Source organism: Novosphingobium sp., assembly GCF_039595395.1.
Lineage (GTDB): Bacteria > Pseudomonadota > Alphaproteobacteria > Sphingomonadales > Sphingomonadaceae > Novosphingobium.
Genome location: NZ_JBCNLP010000001.1, coordinates 619636 through 638471, shown reverse-complemented (window position 1 = coordinate 638471; position 18836 = coordinate 619636). Strand labels below are relative to the sequence as shown.

General features: G+C 66.2%; 17 protein-coding genes and 1 tRNA gene. 10 read left to right on the top strand and 8 right to left on the bottom strand.

Annotated elements, in window-relative coordinates; all coding sequences use genetic code 11:
• Positions 1-203: 203 nt before the first annotated feature.
• The 3 genes from ABDW49_RS03005 to ABDW49_RS02995 all read left to right on the top strand — a co-directional run bounded on the left by ABDW49_RS03005 (position 204) and on the right by ABDW49_RS02995 (position 1951).
• Positions 204-902, top strand: a complete 699-nt coding sequence (locus ABDW49_RS03005) for a pirin family protein (protein WP_343609612.1) — start codon at positions 204-206, stop codon at positions 900-902.
• Positions 903-960: 58 nt separating this feature from the next.
• Positions 961-1344, top strand: coding sequence for an OsmC family protein (locus ABDW49_RS03000; RefSeq protein ID WP_343609610.1), 384 nt, complete (start codon positions 961-963; stop codon positions 1342-1344).
• Positions 1345-1438: 94 nt separating this feature from the next.
• Positions 1439-1951, top strand: coding sequence for a DNA starvation/stationary phase protection protein (locus ABDW49_RS02995; RefSeq protein WP_343609608.1), 513 nt, complete (start codon positions 1439-1441; stop codon positions 1949-1951).
• A 190-nt stretch (positions 1952-2141) separates the two neighbouring features.
• On the opposite strand, the gene ABDW49_RS02990 is transcribed toward ABDW49_RS02995, so the two are convergent.
• On the bottom strand, positions 2142-3776 hold the full coding sequence (locus ABDW49_RS02990) for an outer membrane beta-barrel protein (RefSeq protein WP_343609606.1): 1635 nt from the start codon (positions 3774-3776) through the stop codon (positions 2142-2144).
• A 275-nt stretch (positions 3777-4051) separates the two neighbouring features.
• On the opposite strand from ABDW49_RS02990, the gene ABDW49_RS02985 reads away from it, so the two are divergent.
• Complete coding sequence (locus tag ABDW49_RS02985; RefSeq protein WP_343609604.1) at positions 4052-5497, top strand: hypothetical protein; 1446 nt, start codon at positions 4052-4054, stop codon at positions 5495-5497.
• Between the two features lie 63 nt (positions 5498-5560).
• On the opposite strand, the gene ABDW49_RS02980 is transcribed toward ABDW49_RS02985, so the two are convergent.
• The 3 genes from ABDW49_RS02980 to aguB form a co-directional block, all read right to left on the bottom strand.
• Positions 5561-5636, bottom strand: a tRNA-Lys gene (locus ABDW49_RS02980).
• Between the two features lie 9 nt (positions 5637-5645).
• A complete protein-coding gene (gene folK / locus ABDW49_RS02975; protein WP_343609602.1) occupies positions 5646-6221 on the bottom strand; it encodes a 2-amino-4-hydroxy-6-hydroxymethyldihydropteridine diphosphokinase in 576 nt (191 codons plus the stop codon).
• Complete coding sequence (gene aguB / locus ABDW49_RS02970; RefSeq protein ID WP_343609601.1) at positions 6208-7077, bottom strand: N-carbamoylputrescine amidase; 870 nt, start codon at positions 7075-7077, stop codon at positions 6208-6210. Before aguB ends, folK begins: the two co-directional genes overlap by 14 nt.
• Positions 7078-7200: 123 nt before the next feature.
• Here aguB and msrA point away from each other — a divergent pair, with 123 nt between their 5' ends.
• Positions 7201-7758, top strand: a complete 558-nt coding sequence (gene msrA / locus ABDW49_RS02965; protein ID WP_343609600.1) for a peptide-methionine (S)-S-oxide reductase MsrA — start codon at positions 7201-7203, stop codon at positions 7756-7758.
• A gap of 246 nt (positions 7759-8004) precedes the next feature.
• Here the strand turns inward: msrA and ABDW49_RS02960 are convergent, their stop codons facing one another.
• Positions 8005-9246, bottom strand: coding sequence for an RsmB/NOP family class I SAM-dependent RNA methyltransferase (locus ABDW49_RS02960; protein WP_343609599.1), 1242 nt, complete (start codon positions 9244-9246; stop codon positions 8005-8007).
• 65 nt (positions 9247-9311) lie between these two features.
• Between ABDW49_RS02960 and ABDW49_RS02955 the strand changes: the two genes are divergently transcribed.
• A complete protein-coding gene (locus ABDW49_RS02955; protein WP_343609598.1) occupies positions 9312-9488 on the top strand; it encodes a DUF1674 domain-containing protein in 177 nt (58 codons plus the stop codon).
• A 35-nt stretch (positions 9489-9523) separates the two neighbouring features.
• Positions 9524-10084 carry a hypothetical protein gene (locus ABDW49_RS02950; RefSeq protein WP_343609597.1) on the top strand — a complete coding sequence of 187 codons (561 nt, stop codon included), beginning with the start codon at positions 9524-9526 and terminating at the stop codon, positions 10082-10084.
• On the opposite strand, the gene hemH is transcribed toward ABDW49_RS02950, so the two are convergent.
• From hemH to ABDW49_RS02935, 3 genes are read right to left on the bottom strand one after another with little or no spacing between them, the layout of a single operon-like run.
• Positions 10081-11109 (bottom strand): ferrochelatase, encoded by a 1029-nt coding sequence (gene hemH, locus ABDW49_RS02945; RefSeq protein ID WP_343609596.1) that lies wholly within the window; start codon positions 11107-11109, stop codon positions 10081-10083. The genes ABDW49_RS02950 and hemH overlap by 4 nt on opposite strands.
• A 4-nt stretch (positions 11110-11113) precedes the next feature.
• Positions 11114-13390, bottom strand: a complete 2277-nt coding sequence (locus ABDW49_RS02940; protein ID WP_343609595.1) for a molybdopterin cofactor-binding domain-containing protein — start codon at positions 13388-13390, stop codon at positions 11114-11116.
• Between the two features lie 2 nt (positions 13391-13392).
• Positions 13393-14379, bottom strand: a complete 987-nt coding sequence (locus ABDW49_RS02935; protein WP_343609594.1) for an Mrp/NBP35 family ATP-binding protein — start codon at positions 14377-14379, stop codon at positions 13393-13395.
• A 278-nt stretch (positions 14380-14657) separates the two neighbouring features.
• On the opposite strand from ABDW49_RS02935, the gene ABDW49_RS02930 reads away from it, so the two are divergent.
• The 3 genes from ABDW49_RS02930 (at position 14658) to ABDW49_RS02920 (ending at position 18486) form a co-directional block, all read left to right on the top strand.
• Positions 14658-15854, top strand: a complete 1197-nt coding sequence (locus ABDW49_RS02930; protein ID WP_343609593.1) for a protease modulator HflK — start codon at positions 14658-14660, stop codon at positions 15852-15854.
• Positions 15851-16741 carry a protease modulator HflC gene (locus ABDW49_RS02925; protein WP_343609592.1) on the top strand — a complete coding sequence of 297 codons (891 nt, stop codon included), beginning with the start codon at positions 15851-15853 and terminating at the stop codon, positions 16739-16741. The genes ABDW49_RS02930 and ABDW49_RS02925 overlap by 4 nt, the downstream gene beginning before the upstream one ends.
• A gap of 197 nt (positions 16742-16938) precedes the next feature.
• The gene (locus ABDW49_RS02920; RefSeq protein ID WP_343609591.1) at positions 16939-18486 is read left to right on the top strand and encodes a Do family serine endopeptidase; all 1548 of its coding nucleotides are present in this window, start codon (positions 16939-16941) and stop codon (positions 18484-18486) included.
• Positions 18487-18836 lie beyond the last annotated feature (350 nt).

Below are 18836 nucleotides of genomic sequence, written 5' to 3'. Positions count from 1 at the left end.
CAAAGCTTTTCGTTCAAGGCCCGTGTCACGCAAATGCGTGGCGCGGGCCTTTTCGCGTTCCTTCACATCAGCGCCGATCATTCAAATTCATCGAACATTTTGAACTTATTTATCCAGCTAAACTGATCGACGAGTCGCCGCTAAAACCGCTCCATCAGGACAGCAGGCCACCCCCGGTCCCGGTCCTTCACAGGAGACAACCCATGATCGAACTGCGCTCTTTCAACAGCCTCGGCGGTGCCAACCATGGCTGGCTCAACGCCAAGCACCATTTTTCCTTCGCCGACTATTACGATCCGGCCCGCACCAGCTGGGGCAACCTGCGCGTGTGGAACGATGACATCATCGCCCCGCAGACCGGCTTCCCCCCGCACCCGCACCGCGACATGGAAATCATCACCTATGTCCGCGAGGGCGCGATCACCCATCAGGACAATCTGGGCAACAAGGGCCGCACCGAGGCCGGCGACGTCCAGGTGATGAGCGCGGGCACCGGCATCACCCACAGCGAATACAATATGGAAGATGTCGCGACGAAAATCTTCCAGATCTGGATCGTCCCCACCCAGCGCGGCGACAAGCCGAGCTGGGGCGCCCGCCCCTTCCCCAAGGGCGAGCGTGCCGGTCAGTTCGTGGTGCTGGCCAGCGGCTATGACAATGATGACGACGCCCTGCCGATCCGCACCGATGCCCGCATCGTGGCCGCCACGCTGAAGGCCGGTGAAACCGCCGAATATCCGCTGGGCAAGGACCGCCGCGGCTATCTGGTGCCCGCCATCGGCGCGGTTCAGATCGACGATGTGCGGGTGAACACCCGCGACGGCGCCGCGATCAAGGATGTCGATGTGCTGAAGGTCACCGCGCTGGAAGACACCGAGATCGTTCTGGTCGACGCCGCCTGATCCCCCTGCCCCGTGGCCGGCATCCCCCTGCCGGCCACACCTTCCCGAAAGACAAGCCATGACCCGCGCCCATGCCGCCATCGGCCAGACACCCTATGCCACCCAGATCACGGTCGGCCCCCGCCAGCTTGTTGCCGACGAGCCCGAAGCGCTGGGCGGCAAGGGTGCGGGCTTTGCCCCCTATGATCTGCTGCTCTCCAGCCTGGCTGCCTGCACCGCGATCACCCTGCGGATGTATGCCGATCGCAAGGGCTGGCCGCTCGAAAGCCTCGATATCGAGCTGAGCCTGACCGGCGCGGGCGAGCAGCGCCAGATCCGCCGCGTGCTGCACCCCGTGGGCCTGAGCGCCGACCAGGCCGCGCGCCTCGCCGATGTCGCCGAGCGCACGCCGGTCACGCTGACGCTGAAATCGGGCATCGCCATCACGACGTCGCTGGCCTGAACGTCACTGGCCTGAAATCCATCTGTTTCATCCAAGAATACGGCGGGGATTCTCGCCACACTGCCCTCCTCACCTCACCCAAGGAACCAGCCTCATGTCGATCACCGCCCAAGCCAAGCGCATTGCCCCCCTCGCCACGCCCTCGGGCCTGGGTGAGGACGCCACCCGCGATCTTTCCGCCGCGCTGACCGTGCTGCTGGCCGATGTCTTCGCGCTCTATCTCAAGACCAAGAACTTCCACTGGCATGTCTCGGGCCCGCATTTCACCGAATACCACCTGCTGCTGGACCGTCAGGCCGATGAAATCTTCGCCATGACCGACCCCATCGCCGAGCGTGCCCGCAAGCTGGGCGGCACCACCCTGCGCTCGATCGGCCAGATCGCCCGCCTGAGCCGCGTGCTGGACAATGACGCCGATTACGTCGAGCCGCAGGACATGCTGGCCGAGCTGCGCGACGACAATGGCGATCTGGCCACCCGTCTGCGCGCCCTTCACGAACTGTGCGAGGAGCATCGCGACGTGGTCACCGCCAGCCTGATCGAGAACTGGCTGGATGAGGCCGAGGGCCGCCGCTGGTTCCTCTTCGAAACCGGCCGCCGGGGCTGAGCTTCACCGGACACGCAATGACGCCGGTCCGGTATGACACCGGGCCGGCGTTGCCGCGCTTTGCGAGGGCAGACACCTTGCGAAGGCAAAAAGGCGCCCGCCCCGTTGCGGCGGGGCGGGCCAGGTCAAGGCCGGTCGGGCTCCCGAAGCCGGTCTTGCTGCCGCCCCCGCAAGGGCGGCGCGCAGCTTGTCAGAAATGCACGATCACATCGCCCGAGAGCACGAGCTGATGGTTCTTGTCCGGCGCAATGCCCAGAGCGCCATCGCCGTTGAAGGCCGCCGCATCGATCGAGCGGTAATAGGCCACCTCGGGCCGGAACTCGATCTGCGGGCTGAACCAGTGCTGCAGGCCCAGCGCAATGTCGTAATAGCGCGTGGCGATGCCGGTGCGCTGCCCTTCCTCGTCATTGTAATATTCGGTGCGCAGCGAGATGTTGTCGCGCGGGCTGGGCTGATAATTGGTATAGGCCAGCAGGGCGAAGGCCTTGGCGGTGCAGGTCAGCGCATTGGGATCGTGGCACTGGGCCATGTTGGGCGCATTGTATTTAAGCCCGGCAAAGGGCGTGCCACCATTGGCCACCACCGTCTGCACCGTGGCATTGTTGATGTTGGGCACCTTGGTCTCATAGAGATTGTAGGTCTCGAAGGAGATGTGCCACTTGTCGGTGAACTTGTGGTAATAGGTCAGGCCGAACCACTGGAGGTTGTTGTAGCCCCAGGTGCCGCTGTTGATCGCATCGGCGCAGGCATAGACCGCATCGCGCGCGCTGTCGGTCTGATAGCGCAGACAGCCGGTGAAGGAGGGCTGGGCGCCCGGATCCTTGCGGAAGGTCTGGCCCGGATAGAGCGGGCTGGGATAGGGGTTGGCGATATGCTTGCCGGTGTTCCAGAACGCCGTATCGCTGCCCGCTGACACGCCCAGTTGCAGGAACAGGTTCTTGGACAGCGCCAGCGTCGCCTGAATGCCGGTGTTGGTGTAATTGTCGAAGCTGTAGGCCAGCGAATGGCTGTACATATAGTTGTTGGGCGCGAGCTGCGCCTCGATATCGGGCAGGGCGATATAGCGGCCGATGCGCAATTCCAGCCCCTTGGCCACCTTGGGGATGTAGATATCGGCATAGACCATCGGCAGGTCGAAGCCATAGCTCTTGTTGTTGGTCAGATACTGGCCGGAAAACAGCCCGTCCGACACCGTATAGCGATAATCGGTGCCATAGATCGCCGCAACGCGGAAACCCCAGTCGACATGGTCGGTCTGCACCGTATCGGGGGTACGCTCCAGATAGAGCACCGCCTGATCCATCTGCACCGTGTTGGGATTGTAGTCATAGGCGCCGGGCGAATTGCCCTGCTTGCGGCTGGAGGTGGAGATGTTGCCCCCCACATCGACCCAGCCATAGGCCTGGATATGCGCGGCACTCATCGCCTGGCCCAGCCCGGTCTTGCCCAGCGCCACCATCAGCGGGCTGTCCACCGAATTGGGGCGGTTGACGCCGAGGCTGGTCGCACCGCCATAAGGCCATTCGGTGAAGGGCATGGGCGGCGCGTTTTCAGGCTGGGGCGTCCAGCCATCGCGGCGCGAGGAGGGCGCATTGGGATCGGTGATCGGCGATCCGGTCTGGCCCATCTCGGCGACCTGATAGCGGAAGAAGCGGCCGATCACGCTGGTGCCCAGATCGGCATCCGTCATCGGCGGCTTGGTGTTGGCGGCAGGCTGGGCGGTCGCCTGCACCGCGGCATTGTCATTCACGCTGGCAGAATCCGCCGACGCACCGGCAGGAGCAAGCGCGAGGCTGGCCAGAAGGCCAAGAGCAGTCATCGTCATGGAAGTCCTCATGGGGCCTGGGAACCGCCTGCCTGTTCGCAGAGGCATTCAGCCGTTCCGGGGCCCCGCTCCATTAGGCGCGCCCGGCATTTGAGCTCCAGATGAGGGAATGGGAAAAGATATATAATTTTTATATATTTTTGATCCCTCGCCACGCTCCCTACGCAAATACAACGGAAAGCCGCCTTTTGTCGGCTGGAGACGCTATGCCGCGCCGACCTAGATACGGCGTCCCCGGCGCCGTTCCGGCGCGCTCATCGGATGGACTTGTCTCCGTGACCACACCCCAGATGCATTTCGTGATCCCCACCTATCGCCTGCGCGACGTGGGCGAGACCGTCGAAGCCTATGACGAGAACTTCTCCCGCTGCGGCCAGAGCGCTCCGATCACCGTTTTCGACGATTCCTCGATCGCCAACCATCAGAAATACTACGACACGCTGGAAGCCACCCGCACCCAGAATGAGGTGTGGTATGTCGGCCCTGCGGAGAAGGAGCAGTTTCTCGGCTACATCTGCCGCCGGTTGAAAGACCGCAAGCTGGATATGCTGGTGCGCAACCTGTTCCGCCCCAGCTATGGCGGCAACCGCAATTTCACGCTGATGTACACGCTGGGCGACCTGATGGTCAGCGCCGACGACGATATGCGCCCCTATGCGCTGATCGAGGACAGCCCCGAGGCGCTGGGCGAGAACGAGATCAGCCGGGGCAAGCTGATCCCGCGCGGCGCCAATGGCCACAGCCGCAAATCCTATGACATCCTCGCCTCCTTCCGCGATGTGCTGGGCCGCACCGTGGCGGAGGCTCCGGCCAATTACGATCAGGGCGAGCTGCTGCTCGATTCCGCGATGGATCTGGAGAGCAACACCTCGCTGGGCTTCTGCCGCGACAATGCTCTGGCGCTGCAGCCCGGCACGCTGCCGCGCGGCGGCATCATCAAGATGGCCCAGACCTTCCGCACCGGCACCAATGACATCGATGCGGTGGATTACGTCGACATGTTCCTCGACGATCCCGAAGAGATCGACGCCGAAAGGCTGAATGACACCTATGTGATGGTGAACTTCCGCCCCTGCCTCACCAATGTGAACTGGCGGATGGATTGCGGCGTGGCGGGCTATGACAACACCACCGGCCTGCCGCCGTTCTTTCCCACAAGGCTGCGTTTCGAGGATTACATCTATCGCCTGTGGATCCAGCAGTCGGGCTTTGTGGCGGCGCATGTGGATTCGGCGCAGACCCACATCAAGAACGCCTATATGCGCAATCCACTGGCGGCCGAGGTCTTCAACGAGGCGGTCTGCGGGCTTTTGAAGCGCAAGTTCCGCTCGACCCTGCGCAAGACCGATGAATGGGGCATCGCCTTCGATTATGACGGCGCGGTCTCGCTGGAGGACAGCCAGCAGATCTTGGACGATGCCCGCTCGCTGCACGCCCGCGTGCTGGCGGCCATGGACCATGCGCGCCATGAGGACCGGCGGATGGCGCTGGGCCAGTTCGCGGCGGGCCTGTCGCGCACTTTCTATGATTTCGAGCCGGATTTCTTCCAGCAGAATGTCAGCCGCATCGTCGATGATGAGGTGGGGCTGATCCGCGCCTCGCTGGAGATCTGGCCGACCTTGCTGGAGATCGTCTATTTCAAGCGCCACACCCGCAGCCTGCCGATGCGCCGCGTGCGCAACAAGACCCGAACGCCACGGAGCGCCAAGGCAGCGGCGTGATAAAGTCTGACAGACTGCTAAAAAACAAAGGGCTTGGCACAGCCGCCAAGCCCTTGTGATCCATGGTGAGCCCTGCTGGATTCGAACCAGCGACCTACTGATTAAAAGTCAGTTGCTCTACCGACTGAGCTAAGGGCCCCCGCCTTGGTCATCCTGGGCTTGCGCCCGATGCGATGCCATCGCTTGGATGGGCTCCCCTAAGGGGCCGGGGCCGCCGGGTCAAGCGTAGGTGATGCTGTCGCACCGTAAATCCATCCACAGGGTCGCGCCAGAGCGGGACAAGCGCCGCCGCCGGCCCCGTCACAAAGCTGCGCCCACGCCATTCGCCATGCGGAATCGCCAGCGCCCGGCGCCCCGCCCCACCCGAGCGCCACACACCGCCCTGCCACAGCACAATATCCAGATCGAGCACCCGCGAACCCCAGCGCCGCGCCCGCCTGCGCCCGAACGCGGCCTCGATGCCTTGCAGCAGCCCCAGCAGCGCCACCGGCTCCAGCACGGAGCGCACCAGCGCCGCGCCATTGGCATAGCGGCGCAGGCTGGGCCCCACCGGCGCGCTGTCGATCACCGGCGCCACACCCAGCACCGTCAGCCCGGCGTCGCGCAGAGCCGAAACCGCCGCAGCCAAGACAGCGCGCGGAGCCCCATAGTGATGATGCCGCTGATTCGACCCCAGCGCGATCAGATAGAGCCAGCCCTCAGCCGGCGCCTCAGATATCCTCAACGAGGCGGCCATAAAGCTGCGGGCGGCGATCCCGGAAAAAGCCCATGCCCGCCCGGTGCATCGCGGCGCGGTTCAGATCCAGCGTGGCGGTCAGCACGCCCACATCCTCGCGGCCGTAATCGCCCAGCAGATCGCCCCATTCGTCGCTGATGAAGCTGTGGCCGTAGAAGGTCTGGACGGTGTTCTCGCCCTCCACACCGATGCGGTTGCTGGCCACCACCGGCATGCAGTTGCTCACCGCATGGCCGATCATCGCGCGGCGCCACATGCGGCTGGTGTCCAGATTGGCGTCATAGGGCTCAGAACCGATGGCGGTGGGGTAGAACAGCACCTCGGCCCCCAGCAGAGCCATCGCCCGCGCGCATTCGGGATACCACTGGTCCCAGCAGACGCCCACGCCGATGCGGGCGCCAAAGACATCCCACACCTTGAAACCGGTGTTGCCGGGGCGGAAATAGTACTTTTCCTCGTAACCCGGCCCATCGGGGATATGGCTCTTGCGATAGGTGCCCATGATCTGGCCCTCGGCGTCGATCATCGCCAGCGTGTTGTAATAGTGGTGCCCGTCGCGCTCGAAAAAGCTGGTGGGGATCGCCACGCCCAGCCCCTTGGCCAGCTTCTGCATCGCCAGCACGCTAGGATGTTCCGTGGTGGGCTTGGCCAGAGCGAACAGTGCCTCATCCTCGACCGTGCAGAAGTAAGGGCTACTGAACAATTCCGGCGGCAGGATCACCTGGGCGCCCTCTTTCGCGGCCTGCTCCACCAGCGCGGAGACGGCGGCAATGCTCTCCTGCTCGTCCCACGAAGGCAGGGCAAGTTGCAGGGCGGCGACAGAAAGCGTGCGAGTCTGGGTCATGGCCCGTCTCCTATGCCTGCTCTGTGACAAAGTCTATCACGCGCCGCCCGGACTTAACGCCCTCTTGCGAAACCGTCTCATCATCGCCACTTGGAGGCCGCCCCCCCAAAGGAGATTCCCCCCATGGCCGACACTGCCACCCTTCCCCAAGCCATCGTCGCCGGCGGCTGCTTCTGGTGCACCGAGGCCGTGTTCCGCATGTGCGCCGGGGTGGAAAATGTGGAAAGCGGCTACATCGGCGGCTCCGTGCCCAACCCCACCTACAAGCAGGTGTGCAGCGGCGCCACCGGCCACGCCGAAGCCATCCGCATCACCTATGACCCCAGCGTGCTGTCCTATGGCGACCTGCTGGATGTCTTCATGGCCACCCACGACCCGACGCAGCTCAACCGCCAGGGCGGCGACATCGGCACGCAGTACCGTTCGGCGATCTTCCCGCTGTCGGACGAGCAGCGCGCGGAGGCTTCGGCCGCGATCACGCGTTCGCAGGAAGACCACAAGCTGCCCATCGTGACCACCATCGAAGGCCCCGCCGAGTGGTACGCCGCCGAGGACTACCACCAGGACTACTGGGACGGCGAAGGCCAGCGGAACCCCTATTGCATGGCCGTGATCCCGCCCAAGCTGGCCAAGCTGCGCAAGGGGTTTGCCGCCAAGGTAAAGGAAGGCGCAGAAGGTTAAGGGGAAAATGCGAGGGTGTTACACCCTCGCGCTCCCTTTAATGTCTACGTAGCGCTTCGGGTTCGGCCTCAGAGCAAGGTCGCCGCGCCGCAGGCTTTAAAAACGAGAAAGGCGTCGGGGCTTACTGCCTGCGGCGCCTTTCTGTTGTGCAGGTGGAGAGGTTGAGCGCACGGCTTCGGAACCACTGCCGCTTCGTCGGAAGACGTTCCGTGAGCGCGAGGGGGTAACCCCCTCGCATCTTCCTTCTTACCCCTTCCGCCACCGGGCGACAAAGAACCCATCCAGCCCGCCCTGCTCGGCCAGCATGCCCGGATCGGTCCGCACCCAGCCCTCGGCGGTCGGCGCCACACCCTCGGGCAGTTCCGAGGCCAAAACCGGATCGGCCGCCAGACCCCCGACCTGCGCCGCCTGACTCTCGCCCTCTTCACGCTCCAGCGAGCATACGGCGTAAACCAGCCGCCCGCCCGGCTTCAGCCAGCCCGCAGCCCGCGCGATCAGGGCCTGCTGGATTTCGGCCATCTCGGCGATCTGGCGCGCGCCGATACGGTGCAGCACATCGGGATGGCGACGCGCGGTGCCTGTGGCGGTGCAGGGCGCGTCGATCAGGATCGCATCGAACAGGCCTTCCGGCTCCCATTTCAGGGCATCGGCGGCGATGGTCTCGGCCTTCAGGCTCGTGCGGGTGAGGTTCTCGCGTACCAGTTCAAGACGGCGGGCCGACTGATCCAGCGCCGTCACATCCCAGCCCAGCGCGGCCAGTTGCATGGTCTTGCCACCGGGCGCTGCGCAAAGGTCCAGAGCGCGGCCCGTTCCGGCTCCGATCAGGCGCGCGGGAATGGCGGCGGCCAGATCCTGCACCCACCATGCGCCCTCGTTGAAGCCTTCCAGAGTCTCCACAGCACTGCCGCGCGACAGGCGCAGATGGCCGGGCATCAGGCTGGTGCCGCCCAGCTTCCCGGCCCAGAGCGCGGTCTCGGCGGGTTCTCGCAAAGTCAGGTCCAGCGGCGGAGGCACGGCCAGCCCCTGCGCCACGGGCAGAGCCCGCTCGCCCCAGCGCGCGGCGACGGCCTCGGGCAGGCTGGGCGTTTCGGGCAGGGTCGCCCCGCGCTTCACCAGAGTCGAGAACACGCCATGCGCCAGACGGCGCGGGCCGCCCTGCAGCAGGTCCAGCCCGGTCGCCACCACGGCATGGGGCGGCGTGCCCAGCCGCAGCCAGCCCGCCAGCATCAGGCGCAGCACGGCGCGGGGCTTGGCGTCTTCCGGCAAAATCTGATGCGTTGCCGAATCGATCAGCGCATCCAGATCGACCAGCCAGCGCAGCGCCTCGCCCGCCAGAGCGCGGGCCAGAGCGCGGTCCTCGCGGGCCTTGATGCCCTGGCAGGCGGCGTGAGCGGCATTGTCCAGCGTTTCGCCCCGGCGCAGCACGGCGTCCATCATGCGCAGCGCGGCGCGGCGGGCGGGAAGGCCTTTTGTGTCCTGATCTGTCATCGTGGCCCCCTACTCTATCTTTGGCCATATTGAAATCGCCGCGCTGCGGGTGCATTTGGGGGCCTATGGCCGACATGATCAAACGCTCGACTCAGCGCCCCGCCGCTTTCGCCAAGCCCGCGCATTGGTCGAACGATCCGGCGCCCGCCCCCGCCGCGCCGGTGGCGGAGGACGACCCCGAGGGCCTGTCCCCCACGCGCTATGGCGATTTCACGCGCAAGGGCATCGCCTGGGATTTCTGATCGCCTCCATGAAGCTGACGTAAGGGAGATACGCCATGCCGATTGCCAGCCTGCTCCTGCTGCTTGCCGCCCAGGCGGATGCCGCCGCGCCCTCCCCCAGCGCCGATCCACTGGCCCTTGTCGCGCAAGGGCTGATCGAATGCGCCGAGCCCGATGAGGCGACGAAAACCTGCCGCGCACTGGCCCATTTCACCCCGCGCCCCGATGGCAGCTTCACCGATGACACCGAAGTGCTGCTGCGCCCCGATCTGAAGATGACACTCAGCTTTTCCGGCGTGGCGCTGCTGAAGGGCAATCAGGTGTGCGGCACGGTCTCGGTGGAGATGGTGCAGCAGGCCAAGCTGCGTTTCGGCGGCGAGCCGCTTCCGCCCGAGCAAAGCGCGGGGTTGCTGCCGCGCATTCAGGAAGGGATGGCCCGCGAGGGGCTGATCGGCAGGGAATTGTGCTCCACCCGCACCCCGGATGGCAGCGGCAATCCCCGCAGCTTCACCCGCCATGCCACCATCGCCGGGCAGCCGGTGAACCACCCGGACGATCACCTGCTCTGGGTCTCGCCCGATGCCGGCTACAAGGTGGCGCCTAGGCCCAAGCCTTAGGCCCAGCCAGACAGCTCGCGCCGCACCAGCGTTTCGATCATCGCCATGCCCTCCTCGCCAGCATTGAGGCAGGAGAGCACCGAGAAATCCTGACCGCCGGCCTCGACGAAAACCTCGCGCCCACGGATCGCCAGTTCCTCCAGCGTCTCGACGCAATCGGCGGAGAAGCCCGGCGCCACGATGGCCAGCTTGCGCGTGCCCTTCTTCGCCTCGGCCTCCAGCACGGCTTCGGTGGAGGGATCCAGCCATTTGGCGCGGCCAAAGCGGCTCTGGAAGGCGGTTTCCACACGCAGCACGGGGAACAGCGGGGCCAGCGCCTCGCCCAGCAGGCGCGCGGTCTTGCGGCATTGGCAGTGATAGGGGTCACCCAGATGCAGGGTGCGCTCGGGCATGCCGTGGAAGGAGAGCAGCAGCACCTCGGGCACGAAGGGCAGCGCCTGCAACTGGCGCGTCACATCGCTGGTCAGCGCCGCGATATGGGCCGGGTCGTCGTGATAGGGCGGCAGGGTGCGGATCGCGGGCTGCCAGCGCATCGCGGCCAGAGCCGCCCCCACGGCATCCATCACGCTGGCGGTGGTGGCGCCCGAATATTGCGGATAGAGCGGGCAGATCAGGATGCGGTCGCAGCCCTGACTTTTCAGCGCCTCGATCTCCCCGGCAATGGCGGGCTGGCCATAGCGCATGCCCCAACGCACCGTCACGCCCTCGCCCAGCCGCGCCTGAAGCGCCACCGCCTGAGCCCTGGTGATGGCGGCCAAAGGCGATCCCTCCTCGGTCCACACCTGCGCATAGGCATGGGCCGATTTCGCGGGCCGCGTGCGCAGGATGATGCCATGCAGGATCGGCAGCCAGATGGCGCGCGGGATCTCCACCACGCGCGGGTCGGAGAGGAATTGCGCCAGATAGGTCCGCACGGCGGCAGGCGTCGCGGCCTGAGGCGTGCCCAGATTGACCAGCAGCACGCCCACCTTGCCCACGGTCACGGCGGGATGGGAGGGGGGCAAAGCGGTCTGGCTCACAGTCATATCCTCATTCCTCACTGCCAAGCGGCAGGCGACGCAGGCGCAAGCCCGTCGCCGAAAACAGCGCATTGGCGATGGCCGGGGCGGCCACAGCCACGCCCACCTCGCCGGGATCCTCGGGATCGGCGGTGGAGGCGATCAGGTCAACCTCCACCTCGGGGCAATTGACGAGCAAGGGCAGATTGAGCGCCGCCAGCCGCGCGCCAGCGGGCAAGCCCCCATTCCACACCGAGGCCGAGCCCAAAGCCAGACCGATGCCATAGACCAGCCCGCCCTCGATCTGCTGCCGGGCGATATCGACATTCACGATGCGGCCAATGTCCGCCACGGCGACAATGCGGTCCACCGCCACGCCCTCATCGCCGCGCCGGGCCGTCACCACGGCGGCGATGCAGCCGCCCCCGGAAACGGACCCTATGCGATGGCAGGCGATGCCCTGCCCGCTGGCATCATGGCCGCCGTTCCAGTTGGCCAGCGCCGACACGCGCTGCAGACAGGCCGCCAGCCGGGGATCGCCCTCCAGCATAGCCATGCGGTAGGACAGCGGCTCGCGGCCCTGAGCGGCGGCGATCTCATCGACAAAGCTCTCGGTGATAAAGGCGCCCAGCGCGTGGCCATTGCCGCGCAGCCGCCCGGTGGGCAGGCCGACGGCAACGGGCGCATGCTCGATGGCAAGCGCGAAGCTGTAGGGCGGGACAAAGCCCTCCATCGCCAGCGGATCGACATGAGCGTTCTGGTGATGCGCCATCGCCTCGGCGCGGCTGGTGCCTTGCAGCAGGCGGGCGCCAAACTCCCGCGCGGCAGAGGGCATCGCCACACGCAGCCGCCATGCCGCGATCGTGCCGGTCTGATCGACCCGCGCCTCGATCTGCGCGGCCAGGGGCGGGCGGTGGATGGCGGTGACGGCCTCCTGCCAGCGGGTGTAGGTCAGCAGCACGGGCTTGCCGGTCTCGCGCGCGATCAGCGCGGCCTCCACGGCATGGGGGCATTCGAGCCGGGCATCGAAACTGCCGCCCGCCGCCAGCGGATAGAGCACCACATGCTCCACGCTGATATCGAGCGCCCCGGCCACCGCGCGGCGGGTCTGTTCGGGCGCTTGCGACGCCACCCAGATCTCGCAGCGCCCATCGCGCAGGCGGGCCACCGCACTGGCGGTTTCCAGCGGCGCGGCCACGGCAGCAGCGGCGTCATAGCGCTGGCTGTAGGGCGGCTTGCTGCCCAGCAGCGCCTCGGGATCGCCCTGTTTGGCGATGGTCTGCCCGCCCTGTTTGATCGCCGCTTTCAGTGCCGCATCCAGCGCGCCATCGATCTTTTCCGCGCTGATCGGGCGATGGACGGAAAAGCGCGGCGCCACGGCGGCCAGCGCCTGCTCCGCCGCCCAGCTGTTGGTGGCGACGGCGGCCAGCCAGTCGGGCCCTTCGACCAGCTTGAGGAAGCCGCCGATGCCTTTCGCGGCCCTGGCATCGTGACCGGCCAGATGCGCAGCCTCTCCAACGGGGGCATGGCGGATCGCGGCAAAGACCATATCGGGCAGGCGCACATCCCCCGCGAACATCCACCCGCCATCGAGTTTGGCGGGCAGGTCGAGCCGGGGGAAAGGCGGCGTGCTGCCCGATGGCAGACGCGCGGGGTTTTCGGCGGGCAGAGGGCCAAGCGGCAGAGGATCAGGCGGGGTTAGCTTGGAAGCTTCCTGCGCCAAAGCGCCAAATGTCAGGCTCTGCGGGCCATGGTGCACCAGACCGCCGGACACGGTGCAATCCTCCGGCCTTACATCCCAGCGCTTCGCCGCAGCTTTCACCAGCAGCGCCCGCGCCCCGGCAGCGGCATGGCGCAAGGGCGCCTCGTAAGCCGCCAGCGACTGTCCATCAGCGGTGGCGGTAAAGCGATGCGCCTCGGCCCAATGGCGGGCCAACCAGTTGTCAGACGGAACGCCATTGTCCCGCGCCATCGGCAGCCACAGTTCCGCCCAGCGCGCCGCCAGCGGAGCATTGGCGAAAATCTCGGACGCAGGCGCGAAGACCACGCCCATCTGCCGCCAGTCCGCCTCCAGCTCCAGCGCGGCGATCTGCGCCAGTTGCGTGCTGATCCCCTGCCCCATCTCCAGTTGCGGCACGCTGACGGTGACCACGCCATCGCGCCCCACCCTGATCCAGGCATCGAAGGCCACCTCGCCCTCGCCCGGCGGCAGAGGCAGGGGCCAAGGACGCTTGCGCAGCCCCCAGGCCACCACCAGCCCGCCGCCAAGGGCCGCGCCCACCAGCAGTTGGCGGCGCGACAGCTCCATGGTCAGGCGTGCGCCTTGAGCCAGGCGGCCAGCTTGGCGGCAATCGCGGCAAAGGCCTTGCCCTGCAGCGTGTCACCGGCGGCAGGCGGCCTGCCCGCATCGCTGTCCACGCGGATCGACAGATCGAGCGGCACGCGGCCCAGGAAAGGCAGGCCCATCTCCCGCGCGGCAGTCTCCGCGCCGCCATGGCCGAAGGGGTCGGATTCCTCGCCGCAATGGGGGCAGATATAACCGGCCATATTCTCGACCAGACCGATCACCGGCACGCCCACCGTGTCAAAAAGCTGAATCGCCCGCGCCGCATCCATCAGCGCCAGATCCTGAGGCGTGGAGACGATGATCGCGCCCGCCGGCTTGTGCTTCTGCACCATGGTGAGCTGCACATCGCCGGTGCCCGGCGGCAGATCGATGATCAGCACCTGGGTATCACCCCAATGCGCGTCGACCATCTGGCCCAGCGCGCCCGCCGCCATCGATCCGCGCCAGGCGATGGCCTTGCCCGGCTCGATCAGATTGCCCATCGACAGGGCGCGGATACCGAACGCCGTAGGGATCGGAAACATCTTGCTGTCGGCGGCCTCGGGCTTGATGCCTTCGGTGCCCAACAGGCGCGGCTGGCTGGGGCCGTGGATATCGGCATCGACCAGCCCGACCTTCAAGCCCTGCCGCGCCAGCGCCACCGCCAGATTGGCCGAGAGCGTCGATTTGCCGACGCCACCCTTGCCAGCGCCGACGGAAATGATGATCGGCCCCTTGGGTTTGGGCGCCTCGGTGGGGCGGTCGGCCATGATGCCGACGCGCACTTCGCTCACGCCTTCCACCCCTGCCAGCGCCGTGCGGATGGCGTGTTCGGCCTGCTCGCGACCGGGCTGGTCCAGCCCGGCGCCGTCCAGCACCAGCGTCGCCACGCCCTCGACCAGCCGCGCGGATTGCACCCGCTGCGCCAGAGTTTCAGGCAAATGCTGCTTGAGCATGTCGGGCGAGGTCATGGGCAGAAGTCTTTCAGGCATCGGAACATAGGGGATTGCCTAGGCCCTAGAGCCTTTTCGCCAGAAGCGAAAAGGCTCTTTCTCTTTGTGGGTCGCATTTTCGAGCCGAAGCGGCATTTTATGCCCCTTCTCAAAATGCTCCGGCAGCCTTTCCGCCATGGCACAGGATGAATTTCCGCAATACCCGCGCTTGTCCCCTGTTCTTGCGCGAAAGGCGTCCTATAGATGTGTTCATGAAGCTTTTGGGTGAATGGATCGACCGTCTCAGGCCGGGGCACATGGCAGCCCCGCCCCTGCTGGCCAACCACACGCCAGAGGGCGGGGACAACACGCCCTCGCCCGAGGATGGCGCATCCACGCCTCCTCCCGCCGCAGGTGACGGCGACCCTGCCCCGCCCCGCGCCGGAGAGCCCCCACGCAACCCATGGGCGCCCGAGGCACCGCCGCCACGCCGCGCGCCGGGGATCGAGGAGATCTTCCGCCAGCGCCGCGGTGGCAACGGCAACAAGTCCGGCAACGGCAAGGACGGAAAAGACGGCGGCAAGGATGGCGCTCCCCCGCCGGACCTGAGCCATCTGCTGCGCCTGCCCCCACGCCATAACGGCAAGAGCTGGTGGCCCAGCATCATCGGCGGATCGCTAGCGCTGGGGGTGATGCTCTCCAGCGTGCATGCGCTCGGCCTGCACGAGCAGGGGGTGGTCACCACCTTCGGGCAATATTCCAAGACCCTGCAGCCCGGCTTCAATTGGACGCTGCCCTGGCCCTTCCAGCAGGTGGAGGTGCGCGATGTCACCACCATCAAGCAGCTTTCCGTCCCCAATGGCGAGGCGGAAAATCTGATGCTCACCAGCGACCAGAGCCTGGTCAACATCTCCTATGTCGTGCGCTGGAGCATCCGCGACCTGAAGCTCTATTCCTTCCAGTTGAAAGACCCCGAAGGTACCGTCACCGAAGTGGCCGAGGCCGCGATGCGCGCCAGCATCGCCGAGGTGAAGCTCAACGACGTGATGGGCGGCGCCGCCAGCGCCGAAATCGGTGCCCATGTCCAGCAGCGCATGCAGGCGGTGCTCGATGCCTATCACGCGGGCGTGCTGATTCAGGGCGTGGACCTCAAAAAGGCCGATCCGCCAAGCAAGGTGAACGAGGCCTTCCAGAAGGTGCAGGCAGCCCAGCAGGACCGCAGCCGCTACATCCAGCAGGCGCGCGGCTATGCCCAGCAGACCATCGCCCGCGCCGAGGGTGAGGCCGCCGCCTTCGACCGCGTCTACACCCAGTACAAGGCCGCGCCCGAGGTGACTCGCCGCCGCATGTATTACGAGACGATGGACCGCGTGCTCTCGCAGAACGACAAGGTGATCCTGCCCAACGGCCCCACCACCTATCTGCCGCTGCCCGAACTGCGCCGCCGCGCCGAAGCCGTGCCCGATGGCAACGCCCTGCCTCAGCCCCAGCCCCAGATCGGAGGCGCCCAATGATCGGCACCTTCTGGCAAGAGCACAGGCTGACGCTCAGCGTGGTGGCCGTGGCCGCCGTGGTGGCGCTGCTCAGCGTGGTCGAGGTGGATGAGACCGAGCAGGCGGTGGTGCTGCGCAATGGCGCCCCGGTCTCGGTCATCAACAAGTTCAAGCCCAATCAGGATTTCGGCCAGACCGGCGCGGGCCTCTATCCGCGCATCCCCTTCTTCGAAACGCTGGTGCGCGTCGACAAGCGCATCCAGCCGATCGAGATGGACCGCCAGCTCGTCATCTCCTCCGATCAGCAGCGGCTGGAGGTCGATGCCTTCGCGCTTTACCGCGTGATTGATCCGGTGCTGATGGTCAGCACGGCGGGCACGATGGACCGGCTGAAAGAACAGCTTCAGCCGATCCTCAACTCGCGGCTGCGCCGGGGGCTGGCCTCGCACACCTTCCAGACGCTGCTGACCGCCGAGCGCGGCGCGGTGCTGGCCCAGATCCGCCAGCAGTTCGACCGCGAGGCGCGGCAATATGGCGTGCAGGTGATCGATGTGCGGATCAAGCGCGCCGACCTGCCCGAGGGCACCGCGCTGGAACGCGCCTTCGCCAATATGGAATCCGCCCGCGAGCAGGAGGCCACCGCCATCCGCGCCGACGGCCAGAAGCAGGCCCAGATCATCGAGGCCGACGCCGAGGCCCGCGCCGCCCAGACCTATGCCGCCTCCTTCGGCAAGGATCCGGGCTTCTACGATTTCTACCGCGCCATGAAGAGCTATGAGGCGACCATGGCCAATCCGCAGATCAAGTCGGGGACCACCATCGTGCTGACGCCCGACAATGATTATCTGCGCCAATTCCGGGGCGGCGGCAAAGCTACCCCAGCCCAGGGAGGCGGAAAAGCCAAATAAGTCATTTACCCAAACAGCTTAGACCAAACCCGCCAGAACCCCCGCAAAGATGAACCATTCAAACTTCATTCAGGGCAAAAAGGTGAGATTTGGCCGAAACCTGACGCCCATCCGCCAGTTAACCTGTTGAATTGCTCTTGCGCCTTGCGCCCCGGCCGGGGCAGCATGCGCCGACATCAGAAAGAGGACCGAGCCACGTGCGATATGCTTATGGATTGACCAGCGCCCTGCTGCTGGGTGGCGCCACATTCTCGCTCGTTTCGGGTTTCCCCGCCGGTGCGCAGGTCGCGCAGAACGATGCCCAGAAAATATCCGCCATGGCGCCCCGCGCCGGCGCGCCCGCCAGCTTCGCCGACCTGACCGCTCAGTTGCAGCCCGCTGTGGTCAACATCTCCACCCGCCAGAAGGTGAAGGTGCAGAATGACAACCCGCTGGCCGGCACCCCCTTCGAGGGCATGTTCGGCGGCCAGGGCGATAGCGGCGGCGGTGGCCAGACCCGCGAAGCCCAGTCGCTCGGCTCGGGCTTCATCGTGTCGGCGGATGGCTACATCGTCACCAACAACCACGTCATCACCGCCGAGGGCCAGGGCGAGGTCGAATCGATCAGCGTTACCCTCACCGACGGCAACGAATATCCCGCCAAGCTGATCGGCAAGGACTCCCAGTCCGACCTCGCCGTGCTGAAGATCACCACCCCCAAGCCCCTGCCCTTCGTCAAGTTCGGCGACAGCGGCGCGGCCCGCGTGGGCGACTGGGTGATCGCCATCGGCAACCCCTTCGGCCTGGGCGGCACCGTCACCGCCGGTATCGTTTCGGCCGTGCTGCGCAACACCGGCTCGGGCAGCGCCTATGACCGCTACATCCAGACCGATGCGGCGATCAATCAGGGCAACTCGGGCGGCCCGATGTTCGACATGAAGGGCCAGGTGATCGGCATCAACCGCGCCATCCTGTCGCCCACCGGCGGCTCGGTCGGCATCGGCCTGGCCATCCCCTCCGACATCGCCTCGCCCATCGTCGATAAGCTGATCCACGGCAAGACCATCGCGCGCGGCTACCTCGGCGTGCGCATCCAGCCGCTGAATGATGACCTCGCCGACTCGCTGGGCGTGCCCCACAACAAGGGCGAGTTCATTCAGCTCGTCGAACCCGGCAAGGCCGCGGCACTGGGCGGCCTGCTGGCTGGCGACGTCGTGCTGCGCGTCAACGGGCAGGAAGTCAGCCCGCGCCAGTCGCTGTCCTACCTTGTGGCCAACACCGAGCCCGGCAAGCGCATCCCGATCGACATCATTCGCAACGGCAAGCCGATGACCCTCCAGGTCACCGTCGCCACCCGCCCGAGCGAGGAAGAACTGGCCCAGCAGGTCTTCGACCCCGACAATGCCGGCGGTGACAACCCCTTCAAGAAGGGCGCCAACCCCAAGGCCCCAGCCACCAGCGGCCTGACCGAAAAGGCCATCGGCCTCTCCGTGCAGCCGCTGACGCCGCCGATCGCCCGCGCCGTGGGCGTTGCAGAAAACACCAAGGGCGTGGTGATCGGCTTCGTCGACCCCAACTCGGACGCGGGCGCCAAGGGCCTGTCGCGCGGGGACGTGGTGACCTCGGCAGGCTATCAGCCGGTCAACACCGTGGCCGAGCTGGAAGCCGCCATCCGCGCGGCACAGGCCTCGAACCGCCCGGCGCTGCTGCTGCAGGTGATCCACCGCGGCCAGCCCGCGCAGTACGTGCCGATCCGCCTGCGCTGATTGATTTCCTGGCATTGCAGAAGAGCCCTCGCCGGTTGGCGGGGGCTTTTTTGTTTGTGCGATTCTTGAAGGCAGAAGGGAAAAGGAAGATGCGAGGGGGGAGTCTTTGTTGGTCGCATGTCTCAAGAGACATGCTCCGGGCCCTCGCGCTCCCATGACGTCTTCCGACGCATGGGCAGTGGCGCCCGGTCGTGGTGCGTGAACTCTCCACCGCGCAAGGAAAAGGCGCCGCAGGCAGGAAGCCCCGGCGCCCTCTATCGTTTAAAGCCCGCGGCGCAGCGACCTTAGACCTATGGCCGAACCCGAAGCGCAACGCGGACATTAAAGGGAGCGCGAGGGTGTAACACCCT